The sequence below is a fragment of the Dryocola clanedunensis genome (assembly GCF_038405435.1).
GTDB classification, from domain to species: Bacteria; Pseudomonadota; Gammaproteobacteria; order Enterobacterales; family Enterobacteriaceae; genus Dryocola; species Dryocola clanedunensis_A.
The window spans coordinates 87,372-100,087 of the sequence record NZ_JBBYHZ010000012.1 but is presented as its reverse complement, the minus strand read 5'-3'; the positions used below and the strand labels follow the sequence as shown (position 1 = coordinate 100,087).

The 12,716-nt window shown below is 57.7% G+C and carries 12 protein-coding genes; 9 read left to right on the top strand and 3 right to left on the bottom strand.

Annotation, left to right across the window (positions count from 1 at the left end; translation table 11 throughout):
- Positions 1-12 precede the first annotated feature (12 nt).
- A complete protein-coding gene (locus tag AAE045_RS20030) occupies positions 13-1,794 on the bottom strand; it encodes an adenine deaminase (protein WP_455549232.1) in 1,782 nt (593 codons plus the stop codon).
- 132 nt (positions 1,795-1,926) lie between these two features.
- Between AAE045_RS20030 and AAE045_RS20025 the strand changes: the two genes are divergently transcribed.
- The 9 genes from AAE045_RS20025 to AAE045_RS19985 all read left to right on the top strand — a co-directional run bounded on the left by AAE045_RS20025 (position 1,927) and on the right by AAE045_RS19985 (position 11,293).
- Positions 1,927-2,859, top strand: coding sequence for a LysR family transcriptional regulator (locus AAE045_RS20025; protein WP_455549231.1), 933 nt, complete (start codon positions 1,927-1,929; stop codon positions 2,857-2,859).
- 35 nt (positions 2,860-2,894) lie between these two features.
- The gene (locus AAE045_RS20020; RefSeq protein WP_455549208.1) at positions 2,895-3,647 is read left to right on the top strand and encodes a CDP-diacylglycerol diphosphatase; all 753 of its coding nucleotides are present in this window, start codon (positions 2,895-2,897) and stop codon (positions 3,645-3,647) included.
- Positions 3,648-3,778: 131 nt separating this feature from the next.
- Positions 3,779-6,553 carry a sigma 54-interacting transcriptional regulator gene (locus AAE045_RS20015; protein ID WP_455549207.1) on the top strand — a complete coding sequence of 925 codons (2,775 nt, stop codon included), beginning with the start codon at positions 3,779-3,781 and terminating at the stop codon, positions 6,551-6,553.
- 105 nt (positions 6,554-6,658) lie between these two features.
- Positions 6,659-7,081 carry a PTS sugar transporter subunit IIA gene (locus AAE045_RS20010; RefSeq protein ID WP_202301421.1) on the top strand — a complete coding sequence of 141 codons (423 nt, stop codon included), beginning with the start codon at positions 6,659-6,661 and terminating at the stop codon, positions 7,079-7,081.
- 15 nt (positions 7,082-7,096) lie between these two features.
- The gene (locus AAE045_RS20005) at positions 7,097-7,570 is read left to right on the top strand and encodes a PTS sugar transporter subunit IIB (RefSeq protein ID WP_455549206.1); all 474 of its coding nucleotides are present in this window, start codon (positions 7,097-7,099) and stop codon (positions 7,568-7,570) included.
- 13 nt (positions 7,571-7,583) lie between these two features.
- Positions 7,584-8,363, top strand: a complete 780-nt coding sequence (locus AAE045_RS20000) for a PTS mannose/fructose/sorbose/N-acetylgalactosamine transporter subunit IIC (protein ID WP_455549205.1) — start codon at positions 7,584-7,586, stop codon at positions 8,361-8,363.
- Positions 8,341-9,189, top strand: coding sequence for a PTS system mannose/fructose/sorbose family transporter subunit IID (locus tag AAE045_RS19995; RefSeq protein WP_202301415.1), 849 nt, complete (start codon positions 8,341-8,343; stop codon positions 9,187-9,189). Before AAE045_RS20000 ends, AAE045_RS19995 begins: the two co-directional genes overlap by 23 nt.
- Positions 9,190-9,199: 10 nt before the next feature.
- A complete protein-coding gene (locus tag AAE045_RS19990) occupies positions 9,200-10,261 on the top strand; it encodes an SIS domain-containing protein (protein ID WP_455549204.1) in 1,062 nt (353 codons plus the stop codon).
- Between the two features lie 21 nt (positions 10,262-10,282).
- Positions 10,283-11,293 carry an SIS domain-containing protein gene (locus tag AAE045_RS19985; RefSeq protein WP_455549203.1) on the top strand — a complete coding sequence of 337 codons (1,011 nt, stop codon included), beginning with the start codon at positions 10,283-10,285 and terminating at the stop codon, positions 11,291-11,293.
- Positions 11,294-11,434: 141 nt separating this feature from the next.
- On the opposite strand, the gene AAE045_RS19980 is transcribed toward AAE045_RS19985, so the two are convergent.
- Together AAE045_RS19980 and AAE045_RS19975 are read right to left on the bottom strand one after the other, a co-directional pair.
- Positions 11,435-11,938: a DUF2501 domain-containing protein gene (locus tag AAE045_RS19980; RefSeq protein WP_455549202.1), complete on the bottom strand. Its 504-nt coding sequence runs from the start codon at positions 11,936-11,938 to the stop codon at positions 11,435-11,437.
- A gap of 97 nt (positions 11,939-12,035) precedes the next feature.
- Positions 12,036-12,677 carry a TetR family transcriptional regulator gene (locus tag AAE045_RS19975; protein WP_455549201.1) on the bottom strand — a complete coding sequence of 214 codons (642 nt, stop codon included), beginning with the start codon at positions 12,675-12,677 and terminating at the stop codon, positions 12,036-12,038.
- Between the last annotated feature and the right edge of the window lie 39 nt (positions 12,678-12,716).

The window sequence follows — 12,716 nt, the reverse complement described above, 5'->3', positions numbered from 1 at the left end:
GATTGTTGTGTGTTATTTCGCTGCCGTTTCGTGACGGGCAATAAGCGGGTCGACAATCTGGCGCGTGCTGCCGTCCGTTAAGCCGAGATCGGTCAGATGCGGCCCGGCGTTACAGGCAAGGCAGGTGCCTTCAATGGCTTTAAAGACCCGGTAAGGCGGCTCCCAGTCGGCGACTTTGTTGCTCAGTTCGCGCAGCTGGTGGAACTGCCGCGCCAGCTCGTCTGCGGGCAGGTCGGAAAGCATACCGGCAATGGGCATCGCCACGTGCGCAAGGATCTCTCCGTTCTGGCTCAGCGCCATGCCGCCGCCGCTGGCGATTAAGGTGTTGGCCGCCAGCATCATATCCTGCGGATCCCGCCCCAGAACCACCAGGTTGTGGGAGTCGTGGGAGTAGGTCGTGGCAATCGCGCCGCGCAGTTCTCCCCAGCCTTCCAGCAGCGCCAGCTGCGGCTTCGCTTCGTGGCGGCCGTGGCGGTGCTGCACCCAGATCAGGCTGAATCCTTCAGGGATTTGCACTTTTCCATCGCGCACTTCCACCGTCGTTTCGTTCCACTGGGTAAAGCGTGCGCCTTTGATATGGCGCAGCGTGGCGGTGCCGTGCGTCATCGGGACGGTAAGATTGAAAGCTTCCGCAGTCAGCGGCTGAAGGCGGACGGTATCGCGCGGCGGCAGAACTTCCGGTGCTTTCACCGGTTCAGTCAGTTTGCCGTTTTGCGCCAGGCGCTGTCCTGCGACATACACCGCTTTCGCCCGGAGCTTCTCCAGCGAATCGAAGACCACAAGATCCGCCGTGCGTCCGGCGGCAATCAGCCCCAGATCGTTACGCTGCAGGCGGATCGCGGCGTTGAGAGTTGCAAGGCGTAACGCGTCGGTTGCCTTCATGCCGTGTTCGATCAGCAGGTTGAGCAGGGCGACGATCCCGCCTTTTTCCAGCAGGATATCCGGCGGCACGTCATCGGTGCAGACCGTGACCTGGGAGGAGAGATGCGGAAGGGCGTTCAGCGCTGCGACAATTTCCGGCAACAGGTACGGGTGCGAGCCGCGAATTTCGATGGTCAGCCCGGCGCGGAGCTTTTCCAGCGCGTCAGCGGCCGAGGTCAGTTCGTGATCCGAGGTGACGCCAGCGGCGAGATAGGCCTGTAGCTGCGCGCCGCTAAGCCCGCGCGCGTGGCCCTCAATGAGCTTGCCGCTGTTCAGCCCGGCGTTGAGGATCTCCAGCATGCGCTCGCTGCCGTTCAGCACGCCGTGCATGTCCATTACTTCCGCCACGCCCGCCACTTCCGGCCAGGCGAGCATGGTTTCCATCTCTTTGCCTGCAAAATCAGCGCCGGACATTTCAAGGCCAGGCGTAGAAGGGACGCTGGACGGCGCGGCGCAGATCACCCGCAGTGGTAATTCACGGCTGGCTTCCACGGCATAACGCACGCCTTCCACGCCCAGCACGTTAGCCAGCTCGTGCGGGTCCCAGAAGATGGTGGTGGTGCCCTGCGCCACAACGATTTCAGCGTAGCGGGCCGGAGGTAAATGCGAGCTTTCAACGTGTACGTGGGTGTCCATCAGCCCCGGGCTGAGATACGCTCCTGCCAGGTCGTGGGTTTCTGCGGCGTCGGCCCAGGTTCCACAGGGGTGAACGCTGGCGATAAGCGAGCCGACCAGCCCCACGTCCACCAGGCGAACCTCGCCGGTTGCCATGTCTATCAGGTTGGCGTTGCTCAGCAGCAGGTCAAAAGGCTGTTCGCCCAGCGCGGCTTTTACCGCCCGGCGGCGCAGGTCCGCGTGCACATATGAAGTCATCATTTCCGTCCGCAAATCGCAAGATAGCGCTACTCTAGGCAGCGGGCGGAGTTTTGCCCAGATGATTTAATTTATCAGCCGATAAGAAACGTTTATCCTGTCGCAAACGATTACCTCCGGAACCCGGACACGATAATGGCTGAACCCTGGCGCCGCCTGCCCGCCCTCTCTTTAAAACAGATCCAGTATTTTGTGACGCTTGCCCGGTTAAGGCATTTCACTGATACCGCCAACCGTCTTGCTATCAGCCAGCCGGCGCTGAGCAGCGCGCTGCGGCAGATTGAGCTGGTGCTGGGCGGCAAGCTGGTGAACCGCACGGCGTCGGCGGTGACGCTCACGGAGCTGGGCATGGCGATCCTGCCCCATGCCGAACGCGTACTGTACGTGGCGCAGCGCTCGTTCGATGATATGCAGCGCATCGTGGAAAACGGCGGGGTGGGGACATTGCGCATCGGGCTGGTGCCTTCGGTCAGCAGCCTTTTATTCCCGGATATTCCGCAGCTGCTGGCGGAGCATTACCCTCGTCTGCGCGTTGAGTTTCACGATCAAACCAATGATTCCCTGATTAGCCAGCTGGAAAACGGCCAGCTGGACTTCGGCATCGGCGCGCTGGACAGCTCGGTGCCCGAAACGCTGGAGATCCACCCGCTGCAGGACGATCCGTTTGTCGCCGTGATGCACCGGGACGATCCGCTGGCTGCCTCCAGCCAAATCCCGTGGCGGCATCTCTCCCGTCGCGATATCGGCGTGTTTTCAAAAGGGAATATCAGCCGCCTGGTGGCCGCTATGGCAGAAAGCCAGCGGCTTAATCTCACCGCGCGCTATCAGGTGGATTTTATCGAAACCCTGTACGGGCTGGTGCGCTCCCGCCTGGCTATTGCGATCCTGCCGGAGCTTTACACCACGCATTTGCAGGATAAAGATCTGTTGGTGGTGCATCTTCAGCAGCCCTCTCTGAGCCGGACGGTGGCGCTGATGCGCAGTACGCAGCAGGCGTTCCCGCCCGTCATCGACGACTGTTTCCAGCTGATTGCTAAAGCATTTCAGCAAAGGAAGCTAAACTGACCGCATAATTTCAAACACAAGGACGATCGTTTTTCATGAAGAAGACCCTCCGCGCCGTTTTAATTCTGATGCTTCTCGTGCTGCTGGCCGCTGCCGGATGGCTGCTGTATATCCACGCCAACAGCGACGCGCTGTGGAAGATTGTCAGCCAGCAGTGCGTGCCCGGCCAGCAGCAGCGGCACGATCCGACGCCTTGCCTGGATGTCGATCTCGATAAAGGTTTCGTGGTCTTTAAAGACGCGAAGGGGCCGCTGCACACGCTGGTGATGCCGACCGAAGAAATTACCGGCATTGAAAGCCCGGAGCTTCAGAAGGCGGATGCGCCCAACTACTTCTATTACGCCTGGCAGGAGCGCGGTCGCTTGAAGCAGATGACGGATAAGCCCGTCGACGACCGTTATCTGGCGCTGGCGATCAACTCCTGGTACGGCCGCTCCCAGAACCAGCTGCATATCCATCTTGCCTGCCTGCGCCCGGAGGTTTATCGGCAGCTTAGCCAGCAGGAAGGGCTTATCAGCACCAGCTGGCAGCCGCTGGGGATCGGGCTGAAGGGCCATGATTATCTGGCGATGAAAATCCCGGCCGACACGTTTGCGCAGCAAAGCCCCTTTGCGCTGCTGAACCGCTACGTTCAGGCGCACGGCGACGACATTGCGAAATATGGCCTGGCGGTAACCGTCAACGAGCGGGGCGAGTTTGTGCTGCTGGCAAATCGGCTGAAGGTGACGGATTTGAATCTGGGCACGGCGGGAGAGATCCTCGACTACGGCTGCGCGCTGCAAAACTAGCGTGAACGATGGGGCGGCGGCTTTTGTGCTGCCGTCCACAAAATCGAAAATCCCCGGCTGGCTTTTGGTCACGGCGCGATCTTTCACTGCATCATTGGGGCAAGCGTATACCGCAGCGTAAGGAACGCCCCATGCGTAAAGATGATTTGCTCACCTTCCTGAAAAACCAGACCGACTTTTTCGATCCCCATGACGTCAGTGACATCTTCACTGCCGGCCACCTTGCCGGGCGTTTTGCGCTACGGCGCAATACCGCCAGCCACTATCTCAACCAGCTTGTGGCGCAGGGCGTGCTGATAAAAATCAACACCCGCCCCGTTTACTTCCTGCATAAAGCGAGCTTCGAGCAGCAGTTTTACCGCCTGTCGCGCACCGAGTTCGCCAGCGTCGACGAGCTGCTGGCAGAAAGCGACGGCGGGAAACAGCAGCATGACCACTTTTCCCTGCTGATCGGCCATGAAGGCTCGCTCAGGAAGCCGATTGAGCAGCTGAAAACTGCGCTCTTTTATCCCGACGGTGGCCTACCGCTGCTGATCACCGGCGACAGCGGCACCGGCAAAAGCTACCTCGCGCAGCTGATGCATGAATACGCTATCGCGCAGGGGCTGATTGGGGCCGATGCCCCTTTTGTCACGTTCAACTGCGCCCAGTACGCCAGCAACCCGGAGCTGCTGGCGGCAAACCTGTTCGGCTACGTCAAAGGGGCATTCACGGGGGCCACAGCGGATAAAGCCGGGGCGTTCGAAGCGGCGGACGGCGGCATTTTATTTCTGGACGAGGTTCACCGGCTGCATGCCGAAGGGCAGGAAAAGCTCTTCACCTGGCTCGACCGGGGGGAGATTTACCGGCTGGGCGAGACCGCCTGCGGCCACGCCGTTTCGGTGCGGCTGATTTTCGCCACCACCGAGGACATTCACAGCACCTTCCTGACCACGTTTATCCGCCGCATCCCCATTCAGGTTGTGCTGCCGGAGCTTGAAAGCCGCAGCCGCAAAGAGAAAGAGGCGCTGATCCTGCAGTTCTTCTGGCTGGAGGCAAAGAAGGTAGGGACTGGGCTGAGCCTCAGCCCGCGGCTGCTCTCCGTGCTGTCGCATTACGTTTTTCGCGGCAACGTGGGGGAGCTGAAAAACGTCATCAAATACGTGGTGGCCTCTGCGTTTGCCAAACAGGGGGCGGGGCAGACGCTGAGCGTGACGATCCACGATCTTCCGGAACCGGTAATGGCCCAGCTGCCCGCCCTCAGCGAAGCCGTGACCGACCGCCAGGACGATATCCTGCTCGATGAGAAAACGTGCCTGCCGTGGCTGCTGCAAAGCCAGGATGCGGCCCGCATGCTGATCCACGATCTCCAGCTCAGCGTGCTGGCCCTGTTTGAAAAATACCGCAGCGCTCACCACGCCTGGGATGATATCGAACTGCGTATCGGCAACGAAATTGAAGAGCTGTTTGACCGGCTGATTTTCGACAGCCGGGACAAAGCCAGCTCGCAGATGCTGCTGCTGGTGACGAGCCAGGTGCGGGAAGAGTTTTACCGGCTGGAAAAAAGCTACAGCGTCCAGTTTAACGGCAACTGTATTTACGCCATCGGCCATTACCTGGTGCATCGCTCGAACGTCGAGCCCTCGAAGCTAAACGCCGAGGTGTGCAAACAGCTCGACCGCTTTTTAGAGCAGAAGTACCCGCTGCTCTATCTGTTTTGCGACGAGGTGCTGACGTCGCTGACCCGCAGGCTGGATTTGAACATTCAGGCGATGGACCGCGTGCTGTTACTGCTCTGGCTGAATAAAACCGGCGTGCAGACCAGCCAGCTGGTGACCAAAGCGGTGATTCTGGCGCACGGCTACGCCACGGCGAGCAGCATTGCCAACGTGGCGAACCGGCTTTTGAAGCAGACGGTTTACGAGTCGTTCGATATGCCGCTGGACGTGACGCCCGAGGCCATCGCCCAGCAGGTGACGCAGTACGTCGAGCGTAACGCGCAGGCCAGCAGCCTGGTGATTCTGGTGGATATGGGCTCCCTTAACGATATCCACCAGTATTTCAGCCACCGGGTGACGATGCCGGTGGTCATCATTAATAACGTGTCCACGCGCATGGCGCTGTACGTCGGCGAGCGGATTTTGCAGGGGGACTATCTGGAAAATATCGCCAGCGACATCGCTACGGATTTGCCCGTCGAGCATAAAATCATCTGGCCCGAGCGGAATAAACCGAAGGCGATTATTACCACCTGCGCGACGGGTATCGGCGCCGCCAGCAATCTTTGCAGCCTGCTGAAAGCGAGTATTCCCCAGGAGCTGGGGATCGAGGTGGTCGCCTATGAGTACGAGACGCTGGCGGAAAACAAGCGCCGCGAGCCGATCTTTTCCCGTTTCGACGTGCTGGCGCTGGTGGGGACGCTCGACCCCAACATCCCCGAGGTGCCCTATATCCCGCTGGATACGCTGATCTCCGGGCAGGGCAACGAGACGCTGCTGGGGCTGTTCGGGGCGCTGACCGGGCAGGAAGAGGTGAAGCAGATTAACGAGCGCATCGTGAAGAACTTCTCCCTGCGGCGGGTGATTGAGTCCGTCACCATTCTCGATACCGGCAAGGTGATTAATCAGGTGGAGCAGTTTCTGACGCGCTATCAGCACCTGGCCGCCATCTCCGTGCCTAACGATCGCAAGGTTGCGCTCTACGTTCACGTAAGCTGCCTGATTGAGCGGCTGATCCGCCAGGCGGCGATTCAGGTCTACGGCGGGCGGCGCGCTCAGTGTCAAAGAAATCACCTCTCCGCGCTGCGGGAGGCCTTTAGTGTCATTGAGTCCAGCTACAGTGTCAAAATCCCCGAGGCCGAGCTGTTTTATATCCACGATATTCTGCATCTGGAAACTGAATTTCTTCAGTACGATCAAGAGTTTTAGGCTTTTTCTCCCGCTTCATCCCCGCCACCCTCCGCCGTGCCACTAATACTGGCACGGCGGTTGCAATTTAAAGCTCAGACAGCGGGATTTATTTTCGAGGACAGGATGAAACGACACTATATTTTTGCCAGCCACGGCACCTTCGCTACCGGTATCCTCAACTCGGTTGAGCTGATTCTGGGCAAGCAAAATAATATCCATACGCTCTGTGCCTATATTAACGAGGGCGAGGATCTGACCGAGCAGGTGAATAACCTGATGGCTTCTTTTCCGGCTCAGGACGAGCTGGTGGTATTAACGGATATTTTTGCCGGCAGCGTAAACAATGAATTTATCCGCTTTATCCACCGCCCCGGCTTCCATTTGCTGGCCGGGCTGAATCTGCCGTTAATCATCGAAATGCTGATTTCCCCGCAGGATGAAGAGACGCAGCTGCTGATTAGCGAATCGCTGGCCAGCGCCCGCCAGAGCATCCAGTACTGCAACCAGACGCTGAATACGGCGCTGGTGACGGATAAAGACTTTTAACCGAGGACCAGAAAAATGATAACACTCCTGCGCGTTGACCACCGCCTGCTCCACGGCCAGGTTGCCTTCTCCTGGACCCAGTACATCAGCGCCGACTGCATCCTGATTGCCAACGATGCGGTGATGGAAGATGAGCTGCGTAAAACCACCATTAAACTCGCTAAACCGCCCGCGGTGAAGCTGGTAATGAAAAATATCGCCGATTCGATTGCGGCGATAAAAAGCGGCGTCACCGATAAATATAAATTATTTATCGTCGTGGAATCCGTTGAGGATGCCTGGCGGCTGGCCAGCGAAATTCCAGAAATAAAAAGCATTAACTTAGGCGGTATTAAAGCCAAAGAGGGAAGCCAGAATATTTCGAAAGCGATTAACGTCCTGCCTGAGGAAATTAATTTGCTGCACGAACTGGTAAAAGCGGGTACGGAAGTGGAAATCCGGCAGGTGCCTAACGACAGGAAATTATTATTCACCGAATGCGTTGAATAGTGAGGGAAGCATCATGGTAGAAGCATTACTGCTCGGTCTGGTGGCCTTTATTGCCCAGTCCGAATATGCATTAGGCACGTCGTTAATTTCCAGGCCGATTGTCACCGGCCTGCTCACCGGGCTGGTGTTGGGCGATGTGCAAACCGGCGTGATTATGGGCGCGACGCTGGAGCTGGCGTTCATCGGTTCGTTTTCGGTGGGGGCCTCTATTCCGCCAGACGTGGTCACCGGCGGCATTCTGGGCGTGGCCTTTGCGATTACGTCCGGGGCGGGGACGGAAACCGCCCTGTTGCTGGGCCTGCCGATAGCCACGCTGACGCTGGTGCTGAAAAACGTCTATCTCGGGCTGTTTATCCCGACCCTGAACCAGAAGGCGGACGCCTACGCGGAGCAGGCGGATACGCGGGGCATCGAGCGGATGCACCTCATCGCCGGGTTTGGCCTTTCGCTGATGCTGGCGACGGTGGTGACCGTCTCCTTTATGGTCGGCAGCGGCGCGGTGAAGAGCCTGCTGGACGCCATTCCGGAGTTCATCAAGCATGGCCTGAGCGTGGCAACGGGGATTATCCCCGCGCTGGGCTTTGCGATGCTGGCCCGCCTGCTGATTAACCGCAAGGTGGCGCCTTACTTCTTCCTCGGCTTCGTGCTGATGGCCTATCTGAAAATCCCGGTGACCGGCATTGCCATCCTCGGCGCGATCACCGCCGTGGTGATGGTGAACGTCACGCAATTTAATTCCCCGCGCCCGACGGCGGCACAAGGAGTCCAGAATGACGATGAAGATGATTTCTGAGGAAACTCAGGCGGCAGAAGAGGAGACCGGCGGCATTACCGATAAAGAGCTGCGCAGCGTGTTCTGGCGCTCGTTCCAGATGGAGTTCTCCTGGAACTATGAGCGGCAGATGAACCTGGCGTTTGTTTACGCGATGATCCCGGTGCTGAAAAAGCTCTATACCCGCAAAGAGGATCTGGCCTGCGCGCTGAAGCGTCACCTGGCGTTCTTCAACACTACGCCGCACATCGTCACGCTGATCCTGGGCATAACGGCGGCGATGGAAGAGAAAAACAGCCAGTCGAAGGGCATGGACGCGGCCTCCGTGGACAGCGTAAAGGCCTCGCTGATGGGGCCGCTGGCCGGGCTGGGCGACTCGTTCTTCTGGGGCACGCTGCGCCTGATTGCCACCGGCATCGGCACAAGCCTCGCCCTTAAGGGCAGCATCCTCGGCCCCATTCTGTTCCTGCTGGTGTTTAACATCCCGCACCTGGCCGTGCGTTTCCTGTTTACCCGCTGGGGGTACGTGCTGGGAACCGGCGTGCTGCAGCGTATCCAGAAGAGCGGGATGATGGAGAGCCTGACCTATGGCGCATCGATAATCGGCCTGATGGTGGTGGGGGCAATGACCGCCTCCATGATTGATATCACCATTCCTATTACCTTCGGGACGGGGGATGCGAAAACCCACGTGCAGGACATCATCAACGACGTCATGCCTGCTTTACTCCCGCTGCTGAGCTTTGGCATCGTCTACTGGCTGCTGGGCAGAAAGGTTAAACCGCTGGCTATTCTGGGCGGCATGGCGGTGGTGGGGATATTAGGTTCATGGATTGGTTTATTCTGAGGATTATACAATGTTAACCATGCTGGATTATATCGACCGGGAGTCAGAGGCGCTGGGGGTTATTCTTAATGAATACGAGGCTAAGCTTGCGCCGCTAAAAGAGTACCTGGCTAACAAAACTGTAAATAAAATAATGATTCTGGCGACGGGATCGTCATATAACGCGGTGCTCTGCGCGAAGTATTATTTCGAAGATCGCTTCGGGATTCTGGTAGATATTAAAGAGCCGTATAATTTCACCCATTATGAACGGCTGGATCCGACAACGGATTTGGTTATTGCGGTGTCGCAGAGCGGTAAAAGCGCGTCGACGCTGGAAGCCGTTAAGAAAGTGCAGGCACGGCATATTCCGGTTTTTTGCCTGACCTCTAATCCCGCAAGCCCGGTGGCGCAGCAGGCCGACGGCGTGCTGGATATTAACACCGGCATAGAAAGCGTCGGTTTCGTGACGCTGGGCTTCAGCGCCACGGTGCTGAACCTGCTGCTTATCGCCCTGACCGTTGCCGAACACGGCGGCCTGCCTGAGGCGGGAGAAAAGGAACGGGCGCTGGCAGAGCTGAAGGATATTGCGCTGGCGATACCGGGCGTTATAGACAAAACCAACGCCTTTATCGCTCGCCATCGGCAGCATTTCATCGGGGCGCAGCGCTTTGTGGCGACTGGCTATGGCGCGCTGGTTGGCGTGGCGAAGGAGTTCGAAACGAAGTTCACCGAAACGGTGCGGCTGCCCTCCAGCGGCTTCGAGCTGGAGGCCTACATGCACGGCCCGTACCTTGAGGCCAGCGCAAAGCACACAATCTTTTTCATTGAAGACCGGCCCCATGCGCGCAGCGCTGCGTTACGGGACTATATGCGGCCCGCGCTGGGTGGCGCATTTACCGTAACCCTGGCTGCGGAAAGTAATGACGAGAATACGCTGGCGCTGGATTATTCAGTAAGCCATAACTTTGCGCCTTTATTATTAATAGTCCCGTTCCAGCTGCTGGCTTTTAATATCGCCACGGCGAAAGGCACGGATCTAAGCGTGCGTATTTTTGACGATTTTGACAGAGTGCTTAAAAGCAAAATTTAATTCCTTTTCAGGAGAATAACTATGTTAGGTTTTAATCAGGACGAGTACCTGACCAGTGCTCGCGATATTATCTCTGCGCGTAAAGTTGCCGAGCAGGTGGCCGGAAATATTCACGAGGCAGGTTTTAATAATATATTTTTCGCCTCGGTGGGCGGCTCGCTGGCGCCGATGATGGCCATGCAGGAGTTTGCCAAAGAGGTGACCGCGCTGCCGGTTTATACCGAGCAGGCGGCGGAGTTAATCTCTAAGGGAAATAAAAAGCTTACTAAAGACTCGGTGGTGATTACGCTTTCAAAATCAGGCGACACCAAAGAGTCGGTGGCGATTGCCCGCTGGTGCAAGGAGCAGGGCATTCGCGTGGTGGCTATCACTAAAAATGCGGACTCGCCGCTGGCCGAAGCGGCAACCTGGCACATCCCGATGCAGCATAAAAACGGCGTGGAGTTTGAATACATGCTGCTGTACTGGCTGTTCTTCCGCCTGGTCGCGCTCAACGGTGAGTTCAGCGGCTACGATCGTTTTGCAGGCCAGCTGGAGCTGCTGCCGGAAAATCTGTTACAGGCTAAACGCAAATTTAACGATCGCGCCGACGAGATTGCCAGCCGCTACCATAACGCGGAGTATATGATGTGGATCGGCGGGGCCGAGATGTGGGGCGAGGTCTATCTGTTCTCGATGTGTATTCTGGAAGAGATGCAGTGGAAACGTACCAAATCGGTCAGTTCGGCGGAGTTTTTCCACGGCACGCTGGAGCTGCTGGAAAAAGACGTGCCGCTGTTTCTGGTGAAGGGGGAAGGGAAGTGCCGCGCGCTCGACGATCGCGTGGAAGCCTTCGCCAGCAAGATCACCGACGATCTGGTGGTTATCGATCCTCGTGAATTTGCGCTGAACGGCATTGACGACGAGTTCCGCTGGATAATGGCGCCGTGCGTGGCCTCAACCCTGCTGGTGGACAGGCTGGCCGCTCATTTTGAACATTACACCGGGCACAGTCTGGATATCCGACGCTATTACCGTCAGTTCGACTACTAACAGCCCTGTCGGATGACGCTGCGCTTATCCGACCTACGAACCAGGTGGAGTGGATAAGCGGCAGCGCCACCCACCAGATATGAAAAATTCGTAGGGTGGATAAGCGGCAGCGCCATCCACCATTTTTACGCGTAAAACGGATTATGAAACGAAATTAGCCGCCTGCTTGAGCACCAGATCGCACGCTTTGGTTTTCACCTTCTCCGCCAGCGGCGAGCTGCCGATGGTGGTCAGATCCAGCTGCTGGCCTTTGCCGGTATTCAGCAGGCCCATCAGCCCCTGATTGTAATCCGGTTTTTCAACCGCCTTCGCGGTGTCTTCCATGCCTAGCTTGTTCATCAGCTGGCTTTTCAGGTTTTCAGTGCTGGTCACGGAAGCCAGCTTGTTCTTCGCGCAGTACTCCATCACGCCCGCCGCGTTGGTCATACTGTTGGCGTTAAGCGCCTGGTTGCCGCCGTTCAGCAGCCCGGTCAGCGTAGAGAGGGACAAGCCGCTGCTTGCGGTGCCCGCGGTGGAGGCTGTGCCGCTTTTGCTCAGTTCGCTTGCCGCGCTGGAGAGCTGATCCTGCCAGCTGGCCGCCAGCGCCTGGCCTGCGAATACGGATGATGCCAGCGCCATAGCGCAGAGTAATTTGTTTGCTTTCATCTTCTCATTCCCTGTTATTTCCCTGCTGTGCAGGAGCATGTAGCCCCTGAGTATAACCCCTCGCCGCTGGCGGGCGCAGACGGAGTGTTCCTAATACCTACGGCCCGATATATCTCAGCACCACCTTCACCGCCATCTCACGGTAGTGGGCCGTGTTCTGCGCCGGGTCGGCCCCCTCTTCAAAAAGGTTCGAAAAGGTATAGCTGTTGGCGACGTGGTGGAAGCTGAAGCTGCTGATCAGGCGGTGAACGTCTTTGGCGTTAATCGATTTGCTGAACAGATGCGCAGCCTGGCCGCGACTCAGCACGTCCTCCAGCAGCGTTAACGCGCTGCGGTTCACCTCTCGCAGGTAGGTGGACTCTTTCACAAAGCGCCCGCGCTGCATGTTCTCCATGCAGATAATACGAATGAAATCCGGGTTGCCGGCGTGGAAATCAAACGTCCACTCCACCAGCTGCACCATGGCCTCAACCGGCGGCTGGTCGGCCAGGTTCAGCCTGCGCTCCGAGCTGCGGATTTGGGTGTAGACATATTCCAGCACCTGCACGTAAAGCAGCTCTTTGCTCTTGAAGTGGTAAACCACCATGCGTTTGGTGGTGCCTGCTTTCTCGGCGATTTGCTCCATACGCGCGCCGTTAAGGCCAAATTCGGCAAACAGCTCAATGGCGCTAAAGAAGATTTTCTCTTTCAGGCTCGCCTCTTCAAAGCGTTCCGGGAGATAGATCTCGTGGCTTTCCATGCGGGCTCCTCGTGAGTGGATCCAAAAAGTTATTCTATA